This window comes from Candidatus Thalassolituus haligoni (assembly GCF_041222825.1).
In the GTDB taxonomy this organism is placed as follows: Bacteria; Pseudomonadota; Gammaproteobacteria; order Pseudomonadales; family Oceanobacteraceae; genus Oceanobacter; species Oceanobacter antarcticus.
Genome location: NZ_CP139482.1, coordinates 32,063 through 57,417, shown reverse-complemented (window position 1 = coordinate 57,417; position 25,355 = coordinate 32,063). Strand labels below are relative to the sequence as shown.

Below are 25,355 nucleotides of genomic sequence, written 5' to 3'. Positions count from 1 at the left end.
AAGCCACTTAAATATTCAGGATAAAAATACCTGACAACGAAACGCCGCAGAAACAGGCCAATGTCTGCACCAGCAGCCGGGCGGGATCCAGCCCCGAGATTCAGCCAGCATGGCAGCTGGCACTCCCAGGTAAGCCACTATTTACCGCCGCGATCACTCAGCCAGCATGGCAGCTGGCACTCCCAGGTAAGCCACTATTTACCGCCGCGATCACTCAGCCAGCATGGCAGCTGGCGCTCCCAGGTAAGCCACTATTTGCCGCCGCGATCACTTTGCCGCACTATGCCGCTCCCTTTCCCGGCCCGTGTACTGACCATGTCTGATACTCCCCCTGTTCTCGAAAATGCGGTCACCCGCTTGCGTCAGCAAGAGCTGGCGCAATCACGGCGGGCTTTTATTGCTCGGGGAGGCCGGATGATTCGTTGTCAGCATTGCCTGTTATCCTTGCCGCTGTGCCTTTGCACACAACGGCCTGCCCCTTCTGACGAGGTCGCGGTCTGCCTGATTTTTTACAAAGGCGAAGTCTACAAGCCCAGTAACAGCGGTCGTCTGGTGGCGGATGTACTGAGTGATAACCACGCATTTCTGTGGAACCGCACCGAGCCGGATGCCGCCTTGCTGGCATTGCTGACCAACCCGGCCTACGCGCCGTTGGTGATCTTCCCGTTCCAGTACGCCGATACCCAGCAGTGTCTGGACACCCCGGACAAGCTGCAGCAGTACCAGGTGCAAGCGTCAGAGCAACAGCGCAAACCCTTGCTGATATTGCTCGACGGCAGTTGGCGCGAAGCCCGCAAAATGTTCCGCAGCCCTTACCTCAGTGGCATTCCAATACTGGGGATTGAGCCACTCGAACCGGGTAACTATCAATTGAGGGAAGCGGCGCACGATTACCAGCTGGGCACCGCAGAAGTAGCGATAGAAATACTGCAACAGCTGGGCGCAGCCACCGCAAGCAGCCGCCTGGCAGCTTATTTTGCCTTGTTCCGTGAGCGTTATTTGGCGGGCAAGCCACGTCACTGATTCACCGACTCACGCCACAGAGAGAACACCGGATCACACACCTTTATTCCGTAGACATTCATCACGCTGGATCAGGGTTTATCTCTGAAATCCCCGGACGGCAGCGGATCGACAAGACAGCCTCGACAGCAATGGGTACAATTCAGACGTTTTTTGACTTATTCACCCAAGAAAAGACTGATTCCCATGGGCAGAGCGTATCAAAACCGGAAAGAATCCATGGCCAAAACGGCCGCGGCAAAAACCAAGGTCTACTCCAAGTATGGCCGAGAAATCTATGTAGCCGCCAAGGCAGGCGGCCCCGATCCATCGGCCAACCTGTCGTTGCGCTCACTGATCGACCGGGCCAAAAAAGATCAGGTGCCCACCCACGTGATCGAAAAAGCCATCGACAAGGCCACTGGTGGTGCTGGAGAAGACTTCCAACCGGCCCTGTATGAAGGCATTGCGCCTGGCGGTGCCATGGTGTTGATCAGCGCCCTGACCGACAACCCGAACCGCACCTTCGGTGAAATCCGGGGCGTGTTTTCCAAGTGCAAGGCCAAGCTCGGCAGCCAGGGTTCGGTCTCCCACATGTTCGATCATCGCGCCATGTTTGTGTTTGCTGATGACAGCGAAGATGAAGCCCTGGAAATGCTGATGGAAGCCGATATTGATGTTTCCGATATCGACTGCGAAGACGGCATGGTCACGGTGCTGGTGCCACCCACCGAGTTCTTCAAAACCAAAACCGCACTGACCGAATGGCGTGCCGACATTGATTTTGAAATGGAAGAAATCACCTACCTGCCACAAATGCCGCACCCGATTGCAGCAGACGACGCCGATCAATTTGAGCGTTTTGCCAGTTTGATGAACGATCTGGAAGACGTACAGGAAATCTACCATAACGGTGAATTTGAAGGCTGATCAGCCGCGTCAGCCATCGCCTCAGCCTTCCGAGTAGATGAGGCCATCGCTAACCAAAACGACACCGTCCAAAACGGCACTTTTATATAAAGTGCCGTTTGCGTATTTACTGCCTGTTAACGGTAAAACCTTACCGCCCAAACCTTACCGCCCACACCTTACCGCCCAAACCCATTCCCCCTGCCAGCCCCCACTTGTTTTGTCTTGCCTTGCAATCGTCATATTCGTGTCATTTTCAGGTCACCTGGACGTCACAAAACCGTCATACGCTTGAAGCCTTTGAATACCTGTTAATACCGATAACAAAGGAAAGATCATGTCTCTCGATCTCTGGAAAAAAGGCACGCTGGCGATGGCCATCACCGCAGCCTTGACTGCCTGTGGCAGCGACGACAACGATAACAACAACAGTGCGGATACCAATACCGACACACCGGCCGAATTCGACATCAGTAATATCGTGATTAACGAAGTGCGCTCTACCGGCGACTACGATTATGTTGAAATTTACAACGCCGGATCTGAATCCTATACCTTCGCCGACGGCGAATGGGGTCTCTTGGATGGCGACAGCACCCATACCGCCATTGCGATTCCAGCCGGTACTGAAATTGCCGCCGGTGGCTACCTGCTGGTACTGACCGATGCAACTGAACTGCCAGCGACCGTTGCCAGCGCCGTACTGGGCGGAGTCGATGGCTTTGGTCTGGGCAAGGGCGATACGGCCAACCTGCTGTATCAAGGCACAGCTCACGACAGCTATAGCTGGACTGACGGCGAACACGCCGACACTCTTGGCCGCTACCCGGACGGCGGCGATTGGGCTGAAGGTGCCATGAGCGCTACTCCCGCCGCCGCTAATACCGCACCGGCCGCCGCTGAAGAAGAAGAGCCAGTCACCGCTGTCGCCACTGACATTCTCATCAACGAAGTGCGCACCAAAGGTGACTTTGACTTTGTTGAACTCTACAACAGCGCCGATGCCGAGTTTACCTTTAGCGGCACCGACTGGACGCTGCTCGACAGCGACGATGGCCATACCCCGGTGACCATACCTGATGGCACTGTTATTGCTGCCAAGGGGTTCCTGGTCATCATGCCGAATGAAACGACACAAGTAGACGGTGCGCCAGCTGCCATTGTTGCCGCAGCGGATCAAGACTTCGGTCTCGGCAAAGGCGACACCATTCGTCTGTTCTATCAAGGTAATCTGGCCGACGAATACACAGTCACTGCCGATACCCACGCCAACAGCGCCGGTCGCCTGCCCGATGGTGGAGACTGGGCCACCGGTGACATCTACGCCACCCCAGGTGAAACCAACCTCGCCGCCAGCCCTGCTGAACTGGCCGTTACCACGCTGTTTTTCGATGGTCTGAACGATCAGGAAGCAGCGCTGGAAGCTGAAGGGTTCCGTGTCTTTGGCCCAGCCGCCGATCTGGCCACGGATGTGGAACCGGAATACGTCGCCATCAGTGCCGATGACACCACAGCCTGGGTCTCGCTGCAGGAAAACAACGGACTGGCGGTGATTGACCTGACCGTCGATGCCGAAGCCATCACCAAAATCCTGCCGTTGGGTCTGCAAGACTACGGTCTCGAAGCCAATGCCATGAATGCCTCCGACAAGGAAGCAGGCACCGCGCTGACCGCTTACGCCAACGTCAAGGGCTTCTTTATGCCGGACGCCATCACCACCTTCGAAGACAATGGCACCCATTATGTCATCAGCGCCAACGAAGGCGACGCACGCGACTACGACGGTTTCTCAGAAGAAGCCCGAGTCGATGACCTGACACTGAATACAACCGCTTTCCCGGACGCTGCGACCTTGCAAGGTGAAACCGTGCTGGGACGTCTGAAAACCACCCTTAACCCGTTCTCCGACGAAGCCGTTGCTACCGACATCGAAACCATCTATGCCTATGGTGGCCGTTCCTTCAGTATCTGGAATGGTGAAACCGGCGAACAGGTGTTCGACAGTGGCAACGATCTGGCCGAAATGACCATTGCCGCCGGTATTTACCCGGATGGCCGCTCCGACGACAAGGGCAGCGAACCGGAATCCGTCACCACCGGTATGGTGAATGGCCTGCGTTATGCCTTTATTGGCATGGAACGCGCCAGTGCGATTGCGGTGTACGACATTTCTGATATCAGTGCACCAGAACAGCTACAACTGCTGACCCACGAGGGTGACGAAGCACCGGAAGGCCTGCTGTTCCTCGATTCGGATAGCGTCAGCGAGTTCGGTTTCGCCGCCGCGCTGGTCACCGCCAACGAAGTCAGCGGCACCCTGTCCCTGTATGCAGTACCCGCTGTCGCCGCTGCGGATAGCGCCAAACCTGTTTTCAGCCACCAGTACACCGTGACAATTGAAGGCGGTGAACGCGCGTCAGAAATCGTCGCCTACGACAGCACCCTGCACAAACTGTATGTCGTTAACAACGGTGCGATCAGTGATGGCCCTCGTGTTGATATCGTGACCCTGAGCGACACCGGCCTGGCAGTCACCGGGGCGATCAACCTGGCCGCTTACGGCGCTGGTGTGAACAGCGTAGCAGTCAAGAACGGCAAGCTGGCAGTCGCGATGGAAGCCAACGACAAGCAGGCCTTCGGTACTGTAGCGGTATTTAATACCAGCGACGACAGCATCTATGGTTATGCCCGCGTCGGTTCTCTGCCCGACATGGTGACCTTCAGCCATGATGGCAGCTTTATCATGACCGCTAACGAAGGTGAGCCCAACAGTGCCTATACCCGTGACCCGAAAGGTTCGGTATCGGTTATCCGCCTGAACTGAGAAATCCGCCGGATTGATGGCGTGAGGGTGTCAGCCCGGCAGGCAATATGAGCAAGGATGCCGGAGCCATAAACCAGGGATAAGACCCAAAGAGAAACAAGAACCACAACGGGAGCCAAGGCTCCCGTTTTTTATAGGCGGATTTTGAGTATCAATGCGGCAGAATGCCCGTATCTGCTTTTGCTATTGCAACCGATCCAGCGGGTTTTCTGTACCCGCGAAATGCTGGCCGATCACGTGGGTATATATCTGTGTGGTTGACACATCTGAATGCCCCAACCACTCCTGTACGGTGCGAATATCCCGGCCGGATCGTAACAGCTCGGTGGCAAAACTGTGCCTGAAGGTATGGCAGCTTACTTTTTTTGCAATACCACTGTTTGCTACGGCGATTTTTAGCGCTTTACGCGGAACAAAAATACCAGAGCATTCAAGGCAACTCGCTGGCTATTCTATGACTCATGCTGGCGATGACACCTGTTGGTCAGATGCCAGGTGATCCAGAAAACCCATGACCTCAACAGGCCCCATTGCATTCGGGTGCTGGCGTTGCTGAAAGCGTATGTAGGCCTTGATCCAGTAGAGGTAAGTTTTTTCTGTTCGAAGGCTGTATCCATTCAGCCGCATGAAACGCGAGATCTGGTTCAAAAACGGACGTTTACCCATGGTTCTACTCCTCCCGAAAGAACTGTATGGATACACAGCATGACCAAGCTGAAGAGAAAATCCATGCTCGTATTTCCAGAGCGGTTGCGCATTTTTTCGGTTGCTGTTAGCGTAACCTCATGAAGTTCAATGGTTTTGCGCTTTTGGCGCAAAATTAATGCGCACGTTAAAACAGAAAAACGCGCATGTGTGTTTTTCCAGGGAGGAGAGTTCAGTGAAAACGGAAATCATCAGTCAATTCAAATACCTGCCCTACTCTCGCAACAAATCGTGCCACCAGAAAAACGCGCATGCGCATGAATAAACTGTTATGTTTTAGGGAGAGTTAGGTGAAAATTATTAAGTGGATTTTTATTTTATTTTTTGGGTTTATCGTTTTTCTATATGTATTAGGTTCGGGAAGTTCGACAGATTCAAATAGATATAATGGTTCATCTATTAATAAATAGTGGGATAATCAAGCCATTTGCCAAACTGCTCGTATGGTTATTAAAGATAATTTCTCTAAAACAAAATCAGATCAACTATATAACACCAAGTGTACTGTAACTAAATTAACAGCGCCTTTACCTGGAAAATTTTCAATATACGAGCCTTATGCTGTTAGCTGGTCAAATGGAGTGGCGGCACGAGTTTTTACAACATCCAAAGATTTAAAAGTATCTGGGATTTCAGAAAAAGGTATACCATTTTCATGGAATACTGATCATAAACCAATAGCTAAAACTGAAACGGATTTTAAAAAAAAGTGTTCAGATTTATTTAAACGCAAAGTTAACGCACAAAAATTGACAATAGTTAGCGTCAAAAAATATGACGACCTTAGCGGTGCTAATGTCGAACTTAAATATGTAGATGCCCAAAAGACTCCTACAAAAGGATCATGTCTATTTGATAGAACCAAAATGATTATGGCGACAAGTAAAGTGGCTGGGGATAAGTACTCTAAAAATATATACTCAAACTATTGAGTAAACTAAAACATAACAAGGCGCTGTTGTCGCGCTATGCGCTGGGACTGGCTACGCGTTGCTTCGCCAGCCCCAAAGCGCGGCGTTATGTGTTAATACGATCAGACCAATAGAGAGGTTTTCTGTGGTGGTGGGCGACGGCCACAATCACCATTACGTCTCCGTCAGGCAATACGATTAGAGAGAAGGGGAATGTGTGAAGGAGTATTTGCTTAACGCCTCTTTTGCCTGCTTCGCCATATGCTGGAGCGAGAGGAGGGAAGTCTTGGTCAGAGCACTTTCTGTGGCATCAACAAACCTTGCTCCAAGCCCTGGGCACTCTTCTTCGTACCATGCAGCAGCTTGCTCAAGCTCTTCTGCTGCTTCAACGGTAAATCTAACTTTGCGCATCAATTCAAATTCAAACGCTTTTTAACATTGGCTAAGACTTCATCAGCGTCCAGTAGTTTTGCTTTTCCTGCTTCTATCTCATTGATTCTGCGGCAGATTTCAACATCCCATGCTTTTTTTACATCTGTATCTGCAGGCCCATCTAGGCTCATAAGCAGGTCTTTTGCAAGCTCGGCGCGTTCACCTTCTGGCAGCGATAGAGCGGTGGTTTTAAGGTTTGCTAGTTCTGTAGGCATAGTATTGTATCCTGTACTTTGTTCTCTTATTCTCTACCAAGCAATGGCAGATAATAAGTTGCTCTAGCACCGTTCCAGTTGCTTTGCAACTCTAGGTGCTGCGTTTGATATCGCGGTAAAAATTTTCATGTAAACCAAGTGCCATTAATTCGAGAGTCAGCGTGCCATCATTAAAACTGTATCCTAATAATGTAAACTGTTTACTCATTTTGAATTTGTGTACACGCAAAAAAGATAGATCTCCTTTTTTCTGCTCACCAAGCGTCGGTTTCGACATTAGTTCTTTAATGGCATTATCCAGATCTTTCTTTTGGTTGGGCTTAAGTTTCTTTACAGCTTTTTTGAAACTCGGAGTTTGTAAAACACCAGTTGCCTTAGCCAAAATCGTAGCTCTCCAGTTTTCCAGCCTCTTTTTCAGCTTTCGCAATTATTGCTTGCTTAACGAACTCGTATGGCAAATCCGGGTTGTCTTCCATCATTTCACCAATTTTAGCCCAATGCTCAATTTGCTTGGGTGGTGTTCGGTTCAGAGCCCTTGCCATAATAGTGGCTTTATCAATAAGGTCTTGGTCTAATCGTATGCTAGTAGTTGCCACGGTCATATCCTCTTTGGGGTCAATATTGCCAGATTGTAGCAATATGCCACAAATGAGGCAAGTTGTAACAAATGGGTTGAAAACTACCGAACCCAAGCGTTATGCGTCTTGACAGTGTTGCGCAACACGCTGCAATCTGAATATGATTAAATCCTTCAAGCACAAAGGCCTGGAAAAGTTCTATAAAACCGGAACTAAGAAGGGTATTCAAGCTGCTCACGTCACTAAACTAAGAATGCAGCTTGCGGCCTTACTGCTCATTGTATTGAGGATTTGGATATCCCTGGTTACCAGCTGCATCAGTTAAAAGGTAGCCGAAAGGGTCTGTGGTCAATTATTGTCAATGGTAACTGGCGTGTAACTTTCGAGTGAGGGTGATGATACCTCTGATATCAGTGCACCCTGTCCTTGTATACCGTACTGGCGTCGCCCCTGCGGCTAGCGCCAAAGCTGTTTCAGCCGCGACGACGATCCTGCTTTAGCATCGTGATCACGTTGGCCACATCCGGGCGCTTACCGCGCCAGACGTAAAATGATTCAGCGGCCTGTCCTACCAACATCCCCAGACCGTCAATGGTCTGTGCGGCCCCGAGGGCACTGGCCCAGGCATTAAAGACGGTTGGCTGTGCGCCGTACATCATGTCATAGGTCACGGTATTGGCCGCCACCAGCGTATCAGCCAGAGGTGGCAGATCGCCCCCCAGGCTGGCGGAGGTGCCATTGATGATCAGATCGAACGGCCCGCTCAGATCGGCAAAGGTGCTGGCGCGGATCGCTCCCAGATCGCTGAAGTCCGCAGCCAGTTGCTCGGCCTTGCTTTGCGTCCTGTTGGCAATCACCAGTTCGGCAGGCATTTCTTCCAGCAGCGGTTGCAACACACCACGGGCAGCTCCACCGGCACCTAGCAGCAAGATACGGCGATTCGCCAGCGGCACACTGTGGCGTTTCAGATCCAGTACCAGACCAGCGCCATCGGTGTTATCTCCTAACAAGGAACCATCTGGCCGTTTTTTCAGTGTATTAACTGCCCCCGCCCGTTTGGCGCGGTCGGTATAGTCATCGGCCAACCGGTAGGCATCTTCCTTGAACGGTACGGTAATATTCAAACCGCAACCGCCTCCATGCTCAAAAAACAGCCGGGCTTGGTGCTCGAAGCCATCCAGTGGCAACAACAAAGCGGTGTATAGAATATCTTCACCGGTTTGCGCCGCAAACGCGGTATGTATCGCCGGTGACTTGCTGTGACCTATGGGGTTACCGACGACGGCGTAACGATCTGTCATGCGTGTGCTCCTGCGTATTCTCGTGCTCAGACCCAGTCTTTGTGGGGCAAAAAATCAGTGTATAAACGGGACTCAGCCGACCCGGCCTCTGGCTGCCAGTCGTAATCCCAATGCACCACCGGTGGCAAGGACATCAGAATCGATTCGGTACGGCCACCGGTTTGCAGACCAAAAATAGTACCCCGATCAAACACCAGATTAAATTCGACATACCGCCCACGGCGATAGCACTGGAACTTGCGTTCACGCTCCCCCCAGGGCTGGGCTTTGCGGCGCGCCACAATCGGCACATAGGCATCGATAAAGCCATTCCCCACCGCCTGCATAAAAGCAAAACTCCGGGCAAAATCCTGCGCACCATCCCACTCATTCAGATCATCAAAAAACAACCCGCCAACCCCGCGAGTTTCGTTACGATGCTTAAGAAAAAAGTATTCATCACACCACTGTTTGTATGTCGGGAAGACCTCATCACCGAAGGGTGCGCACAGGTCTTTGGCTGTCTGGTGCCAATGCACCACATCCTCTTCGTAAGGATAGAAGGGAGTCAGGTCAAAACCACCGCCAAACCACCAGACCGGCGCTTCACCGGCTTTTTCGGCCACAAACAGCCGCACGTTGGCATGTGATGTAGGAACGTAGGGGTTTTCAGGGTGAATCACTAACGAGACACCCAAGGCCTGAAAACTGCGCCCGGCCAGCTCCGGTCGATTAGCGGTAGCGGAGGCAGGCAAGGTTTGCCCGCGCACATGGGAAAAATTGACGCCGCCTTTTTCGATGACCGCGCCGTTGGCGATCACTCGGGTACGGCCACCGCCGAGCAACTGCAAGGCACCCTCTGCTTCATCCCGCTCCCAGCTGTCCTCGCTGAAGCGAGCGCTGCCATCCTGCTGCTCCAGCGCAGCACAGATACGATCCTGTAAATCGAGTAAAAAAGCTTTGACTGCGTCGACATCGCAGTGGCTGTGATCGGTCATTAAAAGGCTCCTGAGGGTCGACAGGCATCAGCGCAAGCGCGTGCCGTCCAGAGTTCGAATTTCGGAAGGTTGACGACGGCCACCCAGTACACCGGGCAGTAAATAATCCAGATCATCGGCAAAATACTGCCGGACTTTCAGTGCTGTACGAGCAGGTTCGGCCCCGGCAGGGTTAGCCGAGGTCGACACCAGCGGCCCGACTTGCTGGCACAAGGCCGACACCAGCGGATGATCAGAAATACGCACCGCCAGCGATGAATGCGTCCCTCGCAGCAACGGGCTAACCTCATCCCGGCAAGGCAACACCCAGGATACCGGCCCGGGCCAACTGGCGCGCACCTGCGCTTCATCCTGGCTGCTCAAGGGTAAGAGCCAGTCATCCAACTGCGATAGCGAAGCAGCCACCACCACCAGCCCTTTTTGCCATGGCCGCTGTTTTAAGGCCAACACCCGCTCAATCGCACGCTCATCTGCCGGATGACAACCCAGACCCCAGACCGCTTCGGTAGGGTAAGCAATAACACCGCCCGAGTTAATCGCACGGCAAGCCTGCTGCAAATGCCAGGTATTGAGGTAATAAGACAAGGCGGCTGTTCCTGCAAGGTAATTGGCCGAACCCTACCCCATCACCGGAAACTCGACAAGCATCAGCCAGCGCAACGCGTTTAGTGGCTTGATTGAGAGCGGATTGTTTGCTGTTGAGTATCCTTGCGCTTTTGTCGGTATGGACTTATCGGCCCGCAAAAATGATCACGAGTGCGTATGGCGCGCAGGACTCTTAAACGCTGTGTTAGTTGTCCTTCCCTCATGCTAGTGCTAACGTTTGTACGCACATTAATTTGGGAGCAACTCATGGATACCAGAATTCAATTTCGTGTTGATGACGAAATTAAACGCTTGGCTCAGCAAATGGCTGAGAGCCAAGGTCGCACACTCAGCGATGCTTGCCGAGAACTCACTGAGCAAATGGCAGAGCAACAAAGAAAAGCATTATCTCATGACGCTTGGTTAACTGAACAAGTAAACCTAGCATTTGAGAAATTTGACTCAGGAAAAACTTTATTCATCGACCATGAAACAGCAAAAACGAGAATAGCTGAACGAAAGGCTAAAATTCGCAGCCGAGATCAATAATGATTTTATGGGAAGAAGAGTCGCTGAATGATCGTGAGAAGATCTTTGAGTTTCTTTATGACTTTAACCCTGGCGTCGCTGAAAAAACTGACGAAATCATTGAAGCTAAAGTAGTAAATCTACTTGAACAACCTTTAACGGGTGTTCAACGTGATGGCATTAGAGGACGGCTGCTCATTATTCCCGACATTTTAATGATCGTTTCCTACGGGGTTGAAGGCTCAATGATTCGCGTAATGCGAGTTCTACACCAGAAGCAAAAATTCCCCATCGACTGACTATCTCCAGTGGGCAAACTAACGCCCGTAACTGCGGCTGGTTTTGAGGCAGCGAAAAATTGATCCGACAATACCGCCTTGTCAGCCGTTCGCCTGAACTTCTTCTTGAATAACTTCAGGGTGGCGAAACGCTATGTTAATTAAAGCTTTGGCTGCACCTGAAGGCTGTCTACGGCCTTGCTCCCATTCTTGCAAGGTACGAGCAGAAATTTGTAATGCTGATGCAAATTGCGTTTGAGATAAGCCCGTTTTCAGCCTAGCTTTGGCTACATCGTTAGGCTCTACTTTGGTCGTGCGAGCGGCATTGCCAGCTTGCATTTCACGAACTGACAGGAGTAACTTTTCGCCAAGCTCTTCGCCTGACATTATTTGGGATTTATTCATTTTCAATTACCTCGCGAATTGATTTAAGAATATGAGTAGGTATATTTTCTTTTACGGACTTGCTGTAAATTACTAGCAACCAAATTTCGCCATTAGCTAGCTTTGTATAGTAAATAACTCTTACACCACCTCGTTTGCCAGCACCTCGCTTTGACCATCGGATTTTTCGACAACCTCCACTATTTGGAATGACATCACCCTCATTGGGATTTGCCGCAATCCAAGTGCAAAATTCACCGCGCTCATCTTCTGACCAAATTCTCTCTACATCATTTTTAAATGTAGGAGTTTCAATAATTGTGTACATAGCATGAACTATACGTCATTGACGTAACCGCAGCAAGTGGTATTTACGGCTAACGCCCGTAGCTGCGGCTGGTTTGGAACGCAGCGGAAATTGTGGCCGACAGCCTACGCTCGTTACAGGTTTAGTACAGTTGAGTAAAGACTTCCGGGTGTTGTTCTGCAATACGTAGCAGGGCCACAGCCGGGCCTGGCGGTTCGCGGCGGCCCTGCTCCCAATCTTGGAGCGTACGCATACTAACCCCCGCAAATGCTGATTGAGACATTTTGAGCTTTGAGCGGATCACTTGTGGTGGTGAAGGCTCCGAAAGCGCTGTGGTTTTTAATTGAACCGTACCTTTCTTGTACTGCTGAATTTCTCTAATGCCACCCAGAATCTCAGCACCAATATCTCGCTTACTCATGATCTATTGGCTCTGCAATTTGTTTCAAAATATGACCAGGAATCGTAGGTCGCTCCGATTTACTATAAATCGTAAGCATTCAAATCTCACGATCAGGCTTCTTCCAATAGTAGATAACTCGAACACCACCGCTTTTTCCCTTTCCATCGGGAGCCCAGCGAACCTTTCTAACACCACCGCTTTTTCCCTTTCCATCGGGAGCCCAGCGAAATTTCCTAACACCACCGGGGAACCCTTGACGATATCGCCAACATCGGGCTTTTGTATGAGATAAGTCTGCGATGCACGATAATCTTCATCTGAAAGGTAATCTGAGAGAAGTTTCGTAAAAACACTGGTTTCGATAAATATCATAACACCAGATTATACGGCGTTGCCGTATTTTTTTTGCAAGAGAGAGATTAAGCAGTGTAACGCCAAACTCTGGGGCTGGCGCCGCAGTCCCCTGGAATTTTTTGTTACAAGCCCTTCTCGAATACTATTAAATCATTTTCATCTGTGAGTGTAAGCTTGCCGTTTTTAATATCATAACTTGTAAATCCTTTTGGCAACCCTGGATCATCAATTACATTCTCACAAGAGGTGTATAATACCTCTGCTTCTTCCTCGAATTGTAGATACATGTAGCAAAAGTATTTATCTGCATATGCTGAGCCGCTTGGATTGTAATCCCAGCTAAATTGAAATAATGAATATTCTGAAGATATACTGAAAAATTCTAATATTCCAGAAGGTTCGAAAACACCCCAGCCACAGTCTTCTTTTTTTACCTTTGTAAGTAACTGATCAAAATCACCATCAAACTGAACAAAGTAAGAGTTGAATTCAGCATCTTCCTTAACAAGTAATTTTGCGGTGTGATCATTCGAACTTACTGAAGAGTCTTTAGCAAACTTCGAGTCTTCACATAAGGAATATGCCGCACTTGCATATAAGAAAATTATAAAGATAATCAAATTTTTCATTATTAACTCCGGGACTGTAACAGTTTTATTTCTGAGCATACGCGTTTTATCGGTGGCTTATTTTGTTGCAAATATCATTTAAGCCTTTGATTTTATTAATCATTTCACTACCTACCCAACCGTTCCTGCCCGACTAAGCGCGCATGCGTGTTTTTCCATCCTTGATGGCACGCAAAGCATTTTCCCCAATGCTCTAATGCCTCTTATGTCGACCACTTACGCTAACAGCTGATGGAAAAACAGGCAATTAATTCTGACACAACACGCACGTTTGTATTTGCAGCACTGGTATTCTGTTTATTCATGCAGTTCTTTCGAGAGGAGCAGAACCATGAGCAAAAGCCCTTTCATCAATCAAATCTCCAGCTTTATGCGGCTGAATGGATACAGCCTCAGAGCAAAGAGGTCATGATGACTAGGCAGCAGGCTCTGGTAACTCTGTATCTTAGGCTCCAATCAGGCCAGCCCTCAGCGCAAACGCCGATAACCGCCCGGCTCCTGCGTCAGCCAGCCTTCGAGTTCCAGCTCCAGCAGGCTGGCCATCAGCGTGGAGACCGATTCGCCAGTACGAATGGCCAGCACATCCAGGCTGGTGGTCGAGGCAAAGTCCAGCTCGGTTACCAATGGCGGAACCGACGGTTGGAGCGCCGGTTCGCTGGCCGGTGGAGTCAGACAGAGCATATCCAGTTCTTGCAGTACGTCGGTGGCATCGCGCACCAACAGCGCACCGTCGCGAATCAGTTGATGACAGCCCGCAGCGAGCGGGTTGGTGACAGCACCGGGCAAGGCCATCACATCCCGGCCCTGTTGGGCGGCCAGTCGAGCAGTAATCAACGAGCCGCTTTTGGTCGCGGCTTCGACCACAATCACCGCGCCGCACAAGCCACTGACAATGCGGTTGCGGCCGGGGAAAAACGACGCCTGTGGCTGGGTGCCCTCAGGCAGTTCCGACAAAATCAGCCCGCGTTGATAAATCTGTTCGTACAGGGGGCGATGGCGTTTCGGATAAACCACATCGGCACCACAACCGAGCACCGCAATGGTGCTGCCAGCCCCCTCCAGTGCGCCCTGATGGGCAGCACCGTCGATACCCAGTGCCAACCCGCTGACCACACAAACACCCGCCCGCGCCAGATCGGCAGCGCATTGTCTGGCCCAGTCTCGAGCATAAGGGGTTGGATTACGACTGCCGACCATCGCTACCAGCGGCTGTTGCAACACCACTGGATTGCCGCGCCAGTAGAGCCACAAGGGGGCATCCGTCAGGCTGGCCAGGGCGGGTGGATAACACGGGTCATCGCAGGTTAATAACCCCTGACCGGGTGTTTTTTGCCATTCCAGCAGGGCATCAAATGCGGCGGTCAGGGGTTGTTGCTGAAATTGCTGCACGACGGCGGGTTTCAGACCCAGTGCCAGCAAGTCGCTGGTGGAGCAAGCAGGCAAGGCATCAAGACTGCCCAGCAGGTCGCGTAATTGGTAGAGCGTGGTGGCACCGACGCCACGTACTTGACGCAGTCGCCACCAGGCAGATAACAGCTCGTCCATGAGCGTTGCTCCTTGACGCCCTGAGGTCAGGGCGATGCTTTGTTGAGGTTTTTACGCTTGATGCCAGCCCTGCTGCCGGCGGATGTCAGGGATTAACGAACTTGTCCCCGACCCGCAGCGGACGTGTCGCCCGCATGATCAGCGCGTAGGACAGTTTTTCGAAAGTGCGGAACACCATCATGGTGCCAGCACGCTCTTCCGGCATGCGGACTTTTTCATCCGCGACCCGGTCAAAAACTACCGCACCAGCTTTGTTGATCACCAGTACATCGCCCGGCTCAAGGTAGTCGCGCTCACCCCGGTTTAATACCACCACATCAAACTGTCCGACCTGGGAAACACCACCGGATACCGCCAGAATCTGACCGACGACCTTATGTTCGGGGCTTTTGGGGAAAAACTGGGTCACCAGCTCACGGTCTTCGGTCGGCAACAACACGTCACCCACGGCCACTTGTTGATAAGTCCGATCCAGTTCAATGGTGGCAATGTCGTCATCACGGGCAATCACTCGTGCCAGACCAATATCGATGGCCTCAAGGCCCAGAATTTCGTCGGTCTCGGGGTCTTTATACAGTTGGCCCTGGCGGAAAATGCCAAACGCATTGGCGTTGTGCAGACGGAAATTGCCGCGCGCATACACCGAGCTGCCAGCGCCCATCAGCAAATGGTCATCAACACCCGACAGAATACGCGGCGAATTACGCAAGACTTCACCATCAACGACCCGGTGCTCACGCAGATAACTGCGGATGGCCCCAGCCGGAATCGCCGGAATCGCCGATTCAATCGATTCTATCCGTGCCGTTGGCTGCAATTTGACCATGCCGGGGCTGAGTTTCACCGTGCGACTGGCGTCCCCCCGGCTAACCACACTGACGCGGGTCTGACCGTCGATGGTAACCAGACCAATCACATCACCCGGAAAAATCAGGTGAGGATTGCTGATTTGCGGGTTCTGATACCAGATTTCCGGCCACTTCCAGGGGTTGTTGGTATAGCGAGCAGAAATATCCCAAAGGGTATCGCCTTTCACAACCACGTACTCCTGAGGTGCGTTCGGCAACAGCTGCAACGCCGAAACATTCGCCGTTACACAAATCAGCGCGGCAAACAGCAGGCGCTTGATGGTTTTGCTCATCCTCTATTCCCTTTATCATTCCGATACTAACGTTAATCGTATTCACCGGGGTGGTGGCAGGCTAAGCTGGACAGGTTAACACCAGCCCGTGCCGGAAGTTGCAACCGGGCAAGTTTAACAAGCCACCACCATCAAGTTCTATAAGCACAGTTGATCTATGGCCATTCTGGAAATACTTGAGTATCCCGACCCACGTTTGCGCACTGTCGCCGCGCCGGTCACACAGGTTGATGAGCGTATCCGCTCGATCATCAACAATATGTTCGACACCATGTACGACGCACCCGGCATTGGTCTGGCTGCGACGCAGGTTAATGTCCACGAGCGCATCATTACGATTGATGTGAGCGAAGACAAGACCGAACCGCTGGTGTTTATCAATCCTGAGATCCAGGTCCTCGAAGGGGAGCTGGAAACCATGCAGGAAGGTTGTCTGTCGGTGCCGGGGTTTTATGAAGATGTTACCCGCATCGAGCATTGCCTGGTCAAGGCGATCGACAAGGACGGCCAACCGTTCGAGCTGGAGTGTACCGGCCTGTTGGCGGTCTGTATCCAGCATGAAGTCGATCACCTCGAAGGCAAGCTGATGGTCGATTACATTTCGCCGCTGAAGCGTAATCGCATCAAGGACAAGCTGGAGAAAAAGCATAAGGCTGAAGCACGCCAGGGCAAACGCTGATGGCGCTGCGAATCGTCTTTGCCGGTACGCCGGATTTTGCCGCGACCCATCTGCACGCGCTGATCGCCAGCGAGCATGACATTGTTGGTGTTTACAGTCAGCCGGATCGTCCCGCCGGGCGGGGCAAAAAACTGCAGCCCAGCCCGGTCAAGCAGTTGGCGCTGCAACACCACCTGCCGGTATTGCAGCCGCTGAACTTCAAGACGCCTGCTAGCGTCGAGCAGCTCGCCGCATTAAACGCCGATGTGATGATTGTGGTTGCCTATGGCCTGATTCTGCCCAACGTCGTACTGGATACCCCGAAATACGGCTGTCTCAACGTCCATGCCTCCTTGCTACCACGCTGGCGCGGTGCCGCACCGATTCAGCGCTGCATCGAAGCGGGCGACAAACTCACGGGCATCACTATCATGCAGATGGATGTCGGCCTCGATACCGGCGACATGTTGAGCAAAGTCACCACCGGCATCCTCAGTGATGATACCGGCGGCAGCTTGCACGACCGACTGGCCGCCATGGGCCCGCCGGTGCTATTGGAAACGCTGCACCAACTCGAAGCCGGAACCCTGATGCCGGAAAAGCAGAATAACGCCCTCGCCAACTATGCCCACAAGCTGACCAAAGAAGAAGCGCTGATCGACTGGCAACAACCAGCGGATGAGCTGGCGCTAAGAGTGCGCGCCTTTAACCCTTTCCCGATGGCCTACACCCTGCTCGGTAGCGAGCGCATCCGGGTATTGGCGGCCACGTCACTGACGACCAACACATTGCAACCAGCAAATGGGGCAGAGGGTGCGGCAGAGGGTGCAGAGGCAGCCATGACACCGGCACCGCCTGGAAGCTCTGGCTCCGTTCCTGGAACCATCGTGACAGTCAGTCATGAAGGGCTGGACATCGCCTGTGCCGAAGGTCTGCTACGGTTGACCCGTGTGCAACTGGCAGGCAAAAAACCCATGAATGTGGCCGACATCATCAATGGTCAGCCGCAGCTGTTTCAACCCAACTACGTACTGGCATCCTCCCTTTGAGCCGAACTCACCCCCTGCTGTCTACGCCAACCCGTGATCCTCGCGCCTTGGCCGCTATTGGTCTGTATCTGGTCGAAGGCGGCCAGTCACTGAATACCTTGCTGCCAACGCTGGAAGGCCAGGTTGATGACGTCGATCGCGGTTTTCTGCGCGACTTGCTGTTGGGGAGTTGTCGTTATTATTTTCGCCTTAATGCCATCGCCAAAATATTGCTCAGCAATTCCTTCAACGATGAACAGGAAGTCATGCACTGCCTGCTGATCGTCGGCCTGTACCAGCTGGAAATCCAGCATAAGGCAGCCCATGCCGCAGTGCACGCCACCGTCGATGCCTGTGACGAACTGGGCCATGGCCAAGCCAGAGTGGTGATCAACGCCTGCCTGCGCCGCTATCAACGCGAACAACCGCTGCTGTCAGCGCAACTGGCCGACAACCCGGTGACCGCCACCAGCCACCCCAAGTGGCTGGTAAAAATGCTGACCAAAGCCTGGCCAGCACAATGGTCTGATATTCTGCACAACAACAACCAGCTGCCACCGCTCTGCTTGCGGGTAAACCGCCGCCACGCTGAACGCGACGCCTATTTAGCGCAACTGCAGGCACAAGGGATCGAGGCTCGCTCGGCACCGTTCTCCCATCAGGGGATTTATCTGCGCGACCGCTGTGATGTCACCACCCTGCCCGGCTTTGCCGACGGCGATGTCAGCGTGCAAGACGAAGCCGCCCAGCTGGCCGCCGAGTTGCTCGCACCCGAGGATGGCGAACGGATTCTGGATGCCTGCGCGGCTCCCGGTGGTAAAACCTGCCACCTGCTGGAACTGGCCGATATTAATCTGACCGCCGTCGATCTCGAACCCGGCCGCATGGTCAGAGTCGAAGAAAATCTTGCTCGTCTGAAGCTCTCCGCCCAACTCATCAGTGCCGACGTCGGCGACACAGATCGCTGGTGGGATGGCGAGCTGTTCGATGCCATCTTGCTGGACGCCCCCTGTTCCGCCACCGGCGTGATTCGTCGTCACCCGGATATCAAGCTGTTGCGGCGACGGGAAGATATTGACCCATTGGTCGAGCTGCAGGCGCAGCTGCTGGATGCCTGCTGGCGAATGCTGAAACCCGGTGGTCGACTGCTGTATGCCACTTGCTCAGTATTGCCACAGGAAAACAGCCAGCAAATTGAAGCCTTTGTACAACGGACGCAGATCAACATCGCAGGCGAAGCCCGTATTTTGCCACTGGACAAGCCATGGGGAACGGCCTGTAATGCCGGACGCCAGCTGTTCCCGACTGCGGACAGCACCGATGGCTTTTATCTGGCGTTGTTACACAAACAGGTGACAACCGCATCCGCCACTGAACATGGGGACTCTGTGTAGCCATGAAAATTATTATTCTGGGGGCTGGCCAGGTCGGCGGCACACTGGCTGAAAACCTTGCGGTTGAGCACAATGACATCACGGTGGTCGATACCGACCAGGTGCGGCTGCGCGAGCTGCAGGATCGTATCGACATCAAGACCGTTGCGGGCCATGGCTCTTACCCCTACGTTTTGCGCGAAGCCGGGGCTGACGATGCCGACATGCTGGTGGCCGTTACCAACTCCGATGAAACCAATATGGTGGCCTGCCAGGTGGCCTACTCGCTGTTCCGCACACCAACCAAAATCAGCCGGATTCGCTCCAGCGCTTATCTCAAGCAACCGGATCTGTTCCGCATTGATGCTTTCCCCATTGACGTACTGATTTCCCCGGAGCAAGTGGTTACCAACTACATCCGCCGCTTGCTGGAATACCCCGGTGCCTTGCAGGTACTCGATTTTGCCGACGAGCGGGTACAGCTGGTGGCCGTCAAAGCCTATTACGGCGGCCCGCTGGTGGGTCAGGCGATCCAGCAATTAAAAAGCCATTTGCCCGATGTTGATACCCGTGTGGCGGCCGTATTCCGGCGCGGCAAGGCGATTGAGCCGACCGGTGATACCGTCATCGAAGCCGATGACGAAGTGTTCTTTGTGGCTGCCAACGCTCATATCAAAAAAGTAATGGCAGAGCTGCGCCGCAGCGAAGATTCCTACAAGCGCATTATTATTGCCGGTGGTGGCAACATTGGTTATCGACTCGCACGGGCGCTGGAAAAGGATTACCACATCAAGCTGCTGGAACATGACCGGGCACGGGCACGGTTTCTCAGCGAAAACCTCAACCGCGCCGTCGTATTGATGGGCAGCGCCACCGACAAGGCGCTGCTGGAAGAAGAAAACATTGAGAATACCGATGTATTCTGCGCCCTCACCAACGATGACGAGGTCAATATCATGTCGTCGTTACTGGCCAAGCGGCTTGGTGCCCGCAAGGTAATGACCCTGATCAACAAGGCCGCCTATGTTGACCTGGTGCAGGGCGGCACCATTGACGTCGCCATCTCTCCCCAGCAGGCCACCATTGGCAGCCTGTTAACCCACGTCCGGCGTGGCGACGTGGTCAACGTCCACTCATTACGGCGCGGTGCCGCCGAAGCCATTGAAGCCATCGCCCATGGCGACAGCCTCTCTTCCAAGGTCGTGGGTAAGGCCATTCGTGAAATCCAGCTGCCACCAGGCACCACCATTGGTGCCATCGTGCGTGGTGAAGAAGTAATTATGGCGACCTCGGAAGTAGTCGTGGAGTCCGATGATCACGTCATCCTGTTCGTGATGGACAAACGTCATATTGCCGATGTGGAACGACTGTTCCAGGTTGGCCTGGGTTTCTTCTAATAACAGATGTAAGGCGAACCGGATTATGCATATCTCCGTGATTGCGCGGGTACTGGGTATCTTTCTGATGTTGTTCAGCCTGACCATGCTGCCCCCCATCCTGGTCTCTATATGGTTTCACGACGACGCGCTGCAAGCTTTTATCAGCGCTCTGGGTCTCACCTTCGGCCTGGGCTTCCTGTGCTGGTTGCCAGTACGGCATGTTCATCATGACCTGCGCACACGGGACGGATTTGTCATTACCGTGCTGTTCTGGATTGTGCTGGCGCTGTCGGGCTCGTTTCCGTTTATGTTGTCGGAAAATCCGGGGCTGAGCTTTACCGACGCCTTTTTTGAATCGCTGTCTGGCTGGACCACCACCGGGGCCACCATTATGACCGGACTGGATGAACTGCCGAAAAGCATTCTCTGGTATCGCCAGCAGCTGCAGTGGCTGGGCGGTATGGGAATTATCGTGCTGGCGGTGGCGGTGCTGCCGATGCTCGGCATTGGTGGCATGCAGCTATTCCGGGCTGAAACCCCAGGGCCGTTAAAAGACTCGAAACTGACTCCGCGTATTACCGAAACAGCCAAGGCGCTTTGGTATATTTACCTCAGTCTGACCATCGCCTGTGCACTGGGTTACTGGCTCGCGGGCATGACGCCCTTTGATGCCATTGGTCACAGTTTCGCCACGGTTGCGATTGGTGGCTTTTCGACCCACGACGCCTCCATGGGCTACTTCGACAGCGCCACGATTGAGATGATTGCGGTATTTTTCATGCTGATTTCATCACTCAATTTTGCCCTGCATTTTTATGCCTGGCGCTATCATTCGCTGACCCATTTTCTCCGCGACTCCGAACTGAAGTTCTTTTTTGCCGTGATGGCGGGCGGTATTGGCCTGACCATTCCGGCGCTTTGGCTGACCAATACCTACGAGCTGCCAGAGGCCATTCGTTACGGCATTTTCGAAACCGTCTCGGTCGCCACGACGACTGGCTTCGCTACCGCCGACTTTTCCGTCTGGCCGATCTTCCTGCCGGTGCTGCTGTTTATGATGGCGTTTATTGGCGGCTGTGCCGGATCAACCGGCGGTGGCATGAAGGTGATTCGGGTGCTGCTGATTTTCAAGCAGGGCAATCGTGAAATTAATCGCCTGATTCACCCCAACGCCGTGATTCCGGTCAAGATTGGCCGCCAACCGGTTCCTGAGCGGGTACTGGAAGCGGTATGGGGATTTTTTGCCCTGTACGTGATGACCTACATGGTGATGATGCTGTTGTTACTGGCAACCGGACTTGACCATGTGACGGCTTTCTCTGCTGTCGGTGCCTGTCTTAACAACCTTGGGCCGGGGCTGGGCGAGGTCGCCACTCACTACGGTGATATCAGCGATGCCGCAAAGTGGATTTGTGCCCTGACCATGCTGCTCGGACGACTGGAAATTTTCACCTTGCTGGTGCTGATCAGCCCCGCGTTCTGGCGCGGCTGATCATTACCCTCGCCCGGCTGCCCGGCACCCAATCAAGGGACTCTGGCAGCCGCATACGGGCTGGGAATGCCGTCCGGCTGACGTTTGAAACGCTTGTAAGTCCACTGGTATTGCTCCGGGGCAGCGGCAACCACCTGCTCAACACTGCGATTCAGTGCCGCACAGGCGGCTTCAGCATTGTCGCTGTAAATCTCGGCGTCCGGTTCAATAAAGTGGATATCAAAGCCGCTGGCATCCGGTCGCCGCAGTGCATACGCCATCACGGCCCTGGCACCGGTACGCTGCAACAACTCGTAGGGCATACGCGGCGTCAGCGTCGGCACACCCATAAAGGGAACCATCACACCACTGCGACGCTGCGGCTCCTGATCCGGTAAAAAACCTGCGACGCCGCCTTTTTGCAAGGTCTTGAACAGAGATCTGACGCCACCGGCGGTGGTCGGCACCAGAACCGCTCCGCTTTTTTCCCGACGCCTGCGCATCCAGGCATCAAAATAGGGGTTTTTTGCTGGCTTGAACATAATGGTGAGCCGACAACGGTCACTGAGATAGGTATTTAACTGCTCCCAGTTACCGATATGCGGTGCCAGAATCAACAAGCCACGAGTATCGGCCAACGCTTCGTCCAATAGCTGCGGATTGTGCACTTGCCGTATCAGCCCAAGCACATCGGTGATCTCCTTACCCCAGAACACCCCCATTTCGGTGCCCACCATACCGTTGTGTCTCAAGGTATTCCGGAGCATCTGATTCCGCTCCTGCTCACTCAGGTGCGGGTATGTCAGCGCCAGATTAACCCGCGCAACTTCTCGCGCCCGTGTCCGCCGGATCCATAGCGACCAGCCCAGAATCCGGCCAATACGTTGCGCCATCCCCAGCGATAACAGCCCCAACAAGCGGACAAGGACAATCATCAAATATCCGGCAATCTGTTTCACGGATCCTCACTGATAGAAATTGAAAACCGCAGTGTACGACCTGTACTTTTACAGGCAAGTCTTATAGCAGCCAGCCTTTGCTACACTCTTTAAATCAACTACAGGGTGTTGCATGTCGTCTTCTAATCTTAACCTCAGCAATCAGCGTATTCTGGTCATTGATGATCTGGTGGATTCGCGCAGTATCATGAAACGCATGTTGACCGAGCTGGGGGCAGAGAGAATCGATACCGCAGTCGACGGTGATCAGGCCATCATGATGATCAACGACACCGATTACGATCTGGTGCTCTCTGATTATAATCTGGGCAGGGGCAAGGACGGCCAACAAGTGCTGGAAGAAGCCCGTTACACCAAACGTCTGCGGGCGCGTTCAATTTTCATCATGGTGACCGGAGAAAATGCCTCGGATATGGTCATGGGGGCACTGGAATATGAGCCGGATTCCTACATCACCAAACCCATCACCCTAAAATCCCTCAGTCAGCGGCTTGGCCGCATCATGCAGGGGCGTCGCATCATGGCCAGCATGCATCAATTGATGGATGCCGGAAAAACCCAGGAAGCCATTGCTGAAGCAGAACGCCTGATCGCATCACAACCACGAATGATGACATTGGTCTCACGAGGGCTGGGGCCGTTGTACATCCATCAGGAAGAATACAACAACGCCATTCGGGTCTACTCCATGGTGTTAAACCAGCATTTTCACTCCTGGGCGCGGCTGGGTCAGGCCATTTGTATGCACAAACTGGGAGATTCCCTCAGCGCCCTGGCGCTCCTGAAAGAAACCCTCCGACGCCAACCCCGGCATGTGCAATGCTACGACTGGATGGCCCGTATCTACCTCTCGCTGGGCGACCAGGTCTATGCGCAGAAATTATTGGTCAAAGCGGTCGAGATTTCTCCCAGAGCGGTATTGCGACAGCGTGAACTCGGACAGCTGGCACTGCAAAACCAGGAGTGGCAAGTCGCCGCCAGCGCCTTTGAACAAGCGGTGCGACTGGGACGCCATTCCTGCTACAAAAGTATCGATGCCTATCTCAACTACGCCGATGCCGCCCTGCCATTAATCGAATCAGACAAGGTGACATACAAGCGCCTCGGCGATAAAGTGCAGCGTGTACTGACGGATCTGCAACAGGACTTCAGCCAAAGCATCGCTTTAAAATACGCCGGAGTGCTGGCCCAAGCGCGTATCTGCCATGCAATGGGCTTGCTGGAACGTGGCTTACTGCGGCTGAATGCAGCAGAACACCTGTTCCGGGAGATGGAAGTACCCGATGCCGACGATGCCTTGTCGCTGACCTCAACCATGATTCAGTGCGGCGAACATGTACGGGCCGAAGACCTGCTCCGTACCGTCAAGGGCATGACTCTCAGCGCTGCCCAGCAAGCACGGGTTGAGCAGCAGGCCAATACCTTGAATGAAGCCGCTATCCGCCAGCACAGTGACCAGGTCAACGCCGAAGGCGTCAGCCTGTATGAACAGGGCGAGTACATGCGTGCCATGAAAGCGTTTGATGAAGCCGCCGACTACAGCGAAGCCGGAGTCAGCGTCTTGCTGAACGCCATTCAGGTACGGGTCAGCCTGATCAATCACAGCCCTTGCTCGCAAGATCAGCGCCGCCAACTGTTGTTTCAATGTCGGCCACTGTTTCAGCGTATTGGTACCGTTGGTCATACCGATGAACGATTTGAGCGCTTCCAGCGCCTGAAGAACAACTTTACCCGCTTGCTCCAGGAGCCAGCTTCATGAAATTTGATTACATGGTCGGTGCGGTCATCCACGACCTCAAAAACCAGCTACAAACCTTGCTGGCCTGTGAACAGGAAGCCCTGACTCACATTCCTGAGCGCTACCACGCCTATCTGAAACCGATTATGCAAAATACCAATCGCCTGCAAAACGATGCCATCCAGATGATGACGCTGTTTCGGATGGAAAAAGAACGCGATTTCCCGCTCGACGATGCCTGGCCCCACGATACCGCCCTTGACGCCATCGAATCGACCCAGTTGCAGTTCCCCAACATCCGTTTCGAGAACAACATCGACGAAGCCATTCAGGGGTTTTACAGCGAAGACCTGATTCATATGGCACTGGTCACCCTGATTACCAACAGCGCCCAGGCGGGTTCGACCCGCATTCGCCTCAGCGCCGCCATTGACAATGACAGCCTGATCTTTCGAGTCGAAGACAACGGCCACGGATTCGACCAGAGCGTGCTCAACGGCGAACAGATCACCACCAAAAACGGCGGCAGTGGCCTGGGTCTTTACCTGGTTGAAGAAATCGCCCGGCACCACGTCTTTGGCGACAGCCATGGCCGCATCCGCTGTGGCAACCTGCCCAAGGGGGGCGCTGACGTCAGCATTTACTTACCGCATTATTAGGGGCGTTTAGGGGCGTTCTCAATTATTTAACTCGCTAAACCGCACTCCTCATGCCTTGTTCTGAAACCAACTGGCTCTCAGC

The 25,355-nt window shown here is 53.2% G+C and carries 29 protein-coding genes and 1 pseudogene; 15 read left to right on the top strand and 15 right to left on the bottom strand.

The window, feature by feature from the left end:
* Window positions 1-60 precede the first annotated feature (60 nt).
* The 3 genes from SOJ49_RS00305 (at window position 61) to SOJ49_RS00295 (ending at window position 4,735) form a co-directional block, all read left to right on the top strand.
* Complete coding sequence (locus tag SOJ49_RS00305) at window positions 61-1,023, top strand: tRNA-uridine aminocarboxypropyltransferase (RefSeq protein ID WP_369856250.1); 963 nt, start codon at window positions 61-63, stop codon at window positions 1,021-1,023.
* A 186-nt stretch (window positions 1,024-1,209) separates the two neighbouring features.
* A complete protein-coding gene (locus tag SOJ49_RS00300) occupies window positions 1,210-1,932 on the top strand; it encodes a YebC/PmpR family DNA-binding transcriptional regulator (RefSeq protein WP_369856249.1) in 723 nt (240 codons plus the stop codon).
* A gap of 316 nt (window positions 1,933-2,248) precedes the next feature.
* Window positions 2,249-4,735 (top strand): choice-of-anchor I family protein, encoded by a 2,487-nt coding sequence (locus SOJ49_RS00295; protein WP_369856248.1) that lies wholly within the window; start codon window positions 2,249-2,251, stop codon window positions 4,733-4,735.
* Between the two features lie 183 nt (window positions 4,736-4,918).
* Here the strand turns inward: SOJ49_RS00295 and SOJ49_RS00290 are convergent.
* Window positions 4,919-5,143: pseudogene (locus SOJ49_RS00290) on the bottom strand (tyrosine-type recombinase/integrase); the annotation flags it as partial.
* Window positions 5,144-5,194: 51 nt separating this feature from the next.
* Window positions 5,195-5,401: a site-specific integrase gene (locus SOJ49_RS00285; protein ID WP_369856247.1), complete on the bottom strand. Its 207-nt coding sequence runs from the start codon at window positions 5,399-5,401 to the stop codon at window positions 5,195-5,197.
* Between the two features lie 482 nt (window positions 5,402-5,883).
* On the opposite strand from SOJ49_RS00285, the gene SOJ49_RS00280 reads away from it, so the two are divergent.
* Window positions 5,884-6,372: a hypothetical protein gene (locus tag SOJ49_RS00280; protein ID WP_369856246.1), complete on the top strand. Its 489-nt coding sequence runs from the start codon at window positions 5,884-5,886 to the stop codon at window positions 6,370-6,372.
* Window positions 6,373-6,761: 389 nt separating this feature from the next.
* Here SOJ49_RS00280 and SOJ49_RS00275 read toward each other — a convergent pair whose 3' ends face one another.
* The 3 genes from SOJ49_RS00275 to SOJ49_RS00265 form a co-directional block, all read right to left on the bottom strand.
* Complete coding sequence (locus SOJ49_RS00275; RefSeq protein WP_369856245.1) at window positions 6,762-6,998, bottom strand: addiction module protein; 237 nt, start codon at window positions 6,996-6,998, stop codon at window positions 6,762-6,764.
* A 91-nt stretch (window positions 6,999-7,089) separates the two neighbouring features.
* Complete coding sequence (locus SOJ49_RS00270; RefSeq protein ID WP_369856244.1) at window positions 7,090-7,380, bottom strand: type II toxin-antitoxin system RelE/ParE family toxin; 291 nt, start codon at window positions 7,378-7,380, stop codon at window positions 7,090-7,092.
* A complete protein-coding gene (locus SOJ49_RS00265; protein ID WP_219043116.1) occupies window positions 7,373-7,594 on the bottom strand; it encodes a ParD-like family protein in 222 nt (73 codons plus the stop codon). Before SOJ49_RS00265 ends, SOJ49_RS00270 begins: the two co-directional genes overlap by 8 nt.
* Window positions 7,595-7,736: 142 nt before the next feature.
* On the opposite strand from SOJ49_RS00265, the gene SOJ49_RS00260 reads away from it, so the two are divergent.
* The gene (locus tag SOJ49_RS00260; protein WP_369856243.1) at window positions 7,737-7,901 is read left to right on the top strand and encodes a type II toxin-antitoxin system RelE/ParE family toxin; all 165 of its coding nucleotides are present in this window, start codon (window positions 7,737-7,739) and stop codon (window positions 7,899-7,901) included.
* Window positions 7,868-7,966 (top strand): type II toxin-antitoxin system RelE/ParE family toxin, encoded by a 99-nt coding sequence (locus tag SOJ49_RS00255; RefSeq protein ID WP_369856242.1) that lies wholly within the window; start codon window positions 7,868-7,870, stop codon window positions 7,964-7,966. Before SOJ49_RS00260 ends, SOJ49_RS00255 begins: the two co-directional genes overlap by 34 nt.
* 83 nt (window positions 7,967-8,049) lie before the next feature.
* On the opposite strand, the gene aroE is transcribed toward SOJ49_RS00255, so the two are convergent.
* From aroE to SOJ49_RS00240, 3 genes are read right to left on the bottom strand one after another with little or no spacing between them, the layout of a single operon-like run.
* Entirely contained in the window at window positions 8,050-8,877 is an 828-nt protein-coding gene (gene aroE / locus SOJ49_RS00250) for a shikimate dehydrogenase (RefSeq protein ID WP_369856241.1), read from the bottom strand.
* A gap of 26 nt (window positions 8,878-8,903) precedes the next feature.
* Entirely contained in the window at window positions 8,904-9,854 is a 951-nt protein-coding gene (gene hemF, locus SOJ49_RS00245; protein ID WP_369856240.1) for an oxygen-dependent coproporphyrinogen oxidase, read from the bottom strand.
* A gap of 27 nt (window positions 9,855-9,881) precedes the next feature.
* Entirely contained in the window at window positions 9,882-10,439 is a 558-nt protein-coding gene (locus tag SOJ49_RS00240) for an L-threonylcarbamoyladenylate synthase (protein ID WP_369856239.1), read from the bottom strand.
* A gap of 267 nt (window positions 10,440-10,706) precedes the next feature.
* Here SOJ49_RS00240 and SOJ49_RS00235 point away from each other — a divergent pair, with 267 nt between their 5' ends.
* Together SOJ49_RS00235 and SOJ49_RS00230 are read left to right on the top strand one after the other, a co-directional pair.
* Window positions 10,707-10,988, top strand: coding sequence for a type II toxin-antitoxin system RelB/DinJ family antitoxin (locus SOJ49_RS00235; protein ID WP_369856238.1), 282 nt, complete (start codon window positions 10,707-10,709; stop codon window positions 10,986-10,988).
* Window positions 10,988-11,266, top strand: a complete 279-nt coding sequence (locus SOJ49_RS00230) for a type II toxin-antitoxin system RelE/ParE family toxin (RefSeq protein WP_369856237.1) — start codon at window positions 10,988-10,990, stop codon at window positions 11,264-11,266. The genes SOJ49_RS00235 and SOJ49_RS00230 overlap by 1 nt, the downstream gene beginning before the upstream one ends.
* 81 nt (window positions 11,267-11,347) lie before the next feature.
* On the opposite strand, the gene SOJ49_RS00225 is transcribed toward SOJ49_RS00230, so the two are convergent.
* The 6 genes from SOJ49_RS00225 to SOJ49_RS00200 form a co-directional block, all read right to left on the bottom strand.
* Window positions 11,348-11,650 (bottom strand): helix-turn-helix domain-containing protein, encoded by a 303-nt coding sequence (locus SOJ49_RS00225; protein WP_369856236.1) that lies wholly within the window; start codon window positions 11,648-11,650, stop codon window positions 11,348-11,350.
* Window positions 11,643-11,957 carry a transcriptional regulator gene (locus SOJ49_RS00220; RefSeq protein ID WP_369856235.1) on the bottom strand — a complete coding sequence of 105 codons (315 nt, stop codon included), beginning with the start codon at window positions 11,955-11,957 and terminating at the stop codon, window positions 11,643-11,645. Before SOJ49_RS00220 ends, SOJ49_RS00225 begins: the two co-directional genes overlap by 8 nt.
* Window positions 11,958-12,078: 121 nt before the next feature.
* The gene (locus SOJ49_RS00215) at window positions 12,079-12,357 is read right to left on the bottom strand and encodes a helix-turn-helix domain-containing protein (RefSeq protein ID WP_369856234.1); all 279 of its coding nucleotides are present in this window, start codon (window positions 12,355-12,357) and stop codon (window positions 12,079-12,081) included.
* Window positions 12,358-12,815: 458 nt separating this feature from the next.
* Window positions 12,816-13,322: a hypothetical protein gene (locus SOJ49_RS00210; RefSeq protein ID WP_369856233.1), complete on the bottom strand. Its 507-nt coding sequence runs from the start codon at window positions 13,320-13,322 to the stop codon at window positions 12,816-12,818.
* Window positions 13,323-13,790: 468 nt separating this feature from the next.
* A complete protein-coding gene (dprA, locus tag SOJ49_RS00205) occupies window positions 13,791-14,867 on the bottom strand; it encodes a DNA-processing protein DprA (protein ID WP_369856232.1) in 1,077 nt (358 codons plus the stop codon).
* 85 nt (window positions 14,868-14,952) lie between these two features.
* Window positions 14,953-16,008, bottom strand: coding sequence for a LysM peptidoglycan-binding domain-containing protein (locus SOJ49_RS00200; protein WP_369856231.1), 1,056 nt, complete (start codon window positions 16,006-16,008; stop codon window positions 14,953-14,955).
* A gap of 157 nt (window positions 16,009-16,165) precedes the next feature.
* Between SOJ49_RS00200 and def the strand changes: the two genes are divergently transcribed.
* The 5 genes from def to SOJ49_RS00175 are packed head-to-tail and all read left to right on the top strand — an operon-like array spanning window position 16,166 to window position 21,938.
* Entirely contained in the window at window positions 16,166-16,687 is a 522-nt protein-coding gene (def, locus tag SOJ49_RS00195; RefSeq protein WP_369856230.1) for a peptide deformylase, read from the top strand.
* Window positions 16,687-17,715, top strand: a complete 1,029-nt coding sequence (gene fmt, locus SOJ49_RS00190; protein WP_369856229.1) for a methionyl-tRNA formyltransferase — start codon at window positions 16,687-16,689, stop codon at window positions 17,713-17,715. Before def ends, fmt begins: the two co-directional genes overlap by 1 nt.
* A complete protein-coding gene (gene rsmB, locus SOJ49_RS00185) occupies window positions 17,712-19,088 on the top strand; it encodes a 16S rRNA (cytosine(967)-C(5))-methyltransferase RsmB (RefSeq protein ID WP_369856228.1) in 1,377 nt (458 codons plus the stop codon). Before fmt ends, rsmB begins: the two co-directional genes overlap by 4 nt.
* Before the next feature lie 2 nt (window positions 19,089-19,090).
* A complete protein-coding gene (gene trkA / locus SOJ49_RS00180; protein ID WP_369856227.1) occupies window positions 19,091-20,464 on the top strand; it encodes a Trk system potassium transporter TrkA in 1,374 nt (457 codons plus the stop codon).
* A 25-nt stretch (window positions 20,465-20,489) separates the two neighbouring features.
* Window positions 20,490-21,938: a TrkH family potassium uptake protein gene (locus SOJ49_RS00175; RefSeq protein ID WP_369856226.1), complete on the top strand. Its 1,449-nt coding sequence runs from the start codon at window positions 20,490-20,492 to the stop codon at window positions 21,936-21,938.
* 32 nt (window positions 21,939-21,970) lie between these two features.
* On the opposite strand, the gene SOJ49_RS00170 is transcribed toward SOJ49_RS00175, so the two are convergent.
* Window positions 21,971-22,852 carry a lysophospholipid acyltransferase family protein gene (locus SOJ49_RS00170; RefSeq protein ID WP_369856225.1) on the bottom strand — a complete coding sequence of 294 codons (882 nt, stop codon included), beginning with the start codon at window positions 22,850-22,852 and terminating at the stop codon, window positions 21,971-21,973.
* Window positions 22,853-22,988: 136 nt separating this feature from the next.
* On the opposite strand from SOJ49_RS00170, the gene SOJ49_RS00165 reads away from it, so the two are divergent.
* On the top strand, window positions 22,989-24,635 hold the full coding sequence (locus SOJ49_RS00165) for a response regulator (RefSeq protein WP_369856224.1): 1,647 nt from the start codon (window positions 22,989-22,991) through the stop codon (window positions 24,633-24,635).
* Window positions 24,632-25,273 carry a sensor histidine kinase gene (locus SOJ49_RS00160; protein WP_369856223.1) on the top strand — a complete coding sequence of 214 codons (642 nt, stop codon included), beginning with the start codon at window positions 24,632-24,634 and terminating at the stop codon, window positions 25,271-25,273. Before SOJ49_RS00165 ends, SOJ49_RS00160 begins: the two co-directional genes overlap by 4 nt.
* Window positions 25,274-25,355: the final 82 nt, after the last annotated feature.

Coding starts and splice junctions, on each gene's coding strand:
- aroE (WP_369856241.1), bottom strand. CDS start 8,877: ATGACAGATCGTTACGCCGTCGTCGGTAACCCCATAGGTCACAGCAAG.
- SOJ49_RS00305 (WP_369856250.1), top strand. CDS start 61: ATGTCTGCACCAGCAGCCGGGCGGGATCCAGCCCCGAGATTCAGCCAG.
- SOJ49_RS00295 (WP_369856248.1), top strand. CDS start 2,249: ATGTCTCTCGATCTCTGGAAAAAAGGCACGCTGGCGATGGCCATCACC.
- SOJ49_RS00280 (WP_369856246.1), top strand. CDS start 5,884: ATGGTTATTAAAGATAATTTCTCTAAAACAAAATCAGATCAACTATAT.
- SOJ49_RS00200 (WP_369856231.1), bottom strand. CDS start 16,008: ATGAGCAAAACCATCAAGCGCCTGCTGTTTGCCGCGCTGATTTGTGTA.
- SOJ49_RS00235 (WP_369856238.1), top strand. CDS start 10,707: ATGGATACCAGAATTCAATTTCGTGTTGATGACGAAATTAAACGCTTG.
- def (WP_369856230.1), top strand. CDS start 16,166: ATGGCCATTCTGGAAATACTTGAGTATCCCGACCCACGTTTGCGCACT.
- SOJ49_RS00300 (WP_369856249.1), top strand. CDS start 1,210: ATGGGCAGAGCGTATCAAAACCGGAAAGAATCCATGGCCAAAACGGCC.
- hemF (WP_369856240.1), bottom strand. CDS start 9,854: ATGACCGATCACAGCCACTGCGATGTCGACGCAGTCAAAGCTTTTTTA.
- SOJ49_RS00220 (WP_369856235.1), bottom strand. CDS start 11,957: ATGTACACAATTATTGAAACTCCTACATTTAAAAATGATGTAGAGAGA.
- SOJ49_RS00260 (WP_369856243.1), top strand. CDS start 7,737: ATGATTAAATCCTTCAAGCACAAAGGCCTGGAAAAGTTCTATAAAACC.
- SOJ49_RS00230 (WP_369856237.1), top strand. CDS start 10,988: ATGATTTTATGGGAAGAAGAGTCGCTGAATGATCGTGAGAAGATCTTT.
- fmt (WP_369856229.1), top strand. CDS start 16,687: ATGGCGCTGCGAATCGTCTTTGCCGGTACGCCGGATTTTGCCGCGACC.
- dprA (WP_369856232.1), bottom strand. CDS start 14,867: ATGGACGAGCTGTTATCTGCCTGGTGGCGACTGCGTCAAGTACGTGGC.
- SOJ49_RS00215 (WP_369856234.1), bottom strand. CDS start 12,357: ATGAGTAAGCGAGATATTGGTGCTGAGATTCTGGGTGGCATTAGAGAA.
- SOJ49_RS00165 (WP_369856224.1), top strand. CDS start 22,989: ATGTCGTCTTCTAATCTTAACCTCAGCAATCAGCGTATTCTGGTCATT.
- SOJ49_RS00285 (WP_369856247.1), bottom strand. CDS start 5,401: ATGGGTAAACGTCCGTTTTTGAACCAGATCTCGCGTTTCATGCGGCTG.
- SOJ49_RS00160 (WP_369856223.1), top strand. CDS start 24,632: ATGAAATTTGATTACATGGTCGGTGCGGTCATCCACGACCTCAAAAAC.
- SOJ49_RS00225 (WP_369856236.1), bottom strand. CDS start 11,650: ATGAATAAATCCCAAATAATGTCAGGCGAAGAGCTTGGCGAAAAGTTA.
- SOJ49_RS00175 (WP_369856226.1), top strand. CDS start 20,490: ATGCATATCTCCGTGATTGCGCGGGTACTGGGTATCTTTCTGATGTTG.
- SOJ49_RS00275 (WP_369856245.1), bottom strand. CDS start 6,998: ATGCCTACAGAACTAGCAAACCTTAAAACCACCGCTCTATCGCTGCCA.
- SOJ49_RS00170 (WP_369856225.1), bottom strand. CDS start 22,852: ATGATTGTCCTTGTCCGCTTGTTGGGGCTGTTATCGCTGGGGATGGCG.
- SOJ49_RS00210 (WP_369856233.1), bottom strand. CDS start 13,322: ATGAAAAATTTGATTATCTTTATAATTTTCTTATATGCAAGTGCGGCA.
- trkA (WP_369856227.1), top strand. CDS start 19,091: ATGAAAATTATTATTCTGGGGGCTGGCCAGGTCGGCGGCACACTGGCT.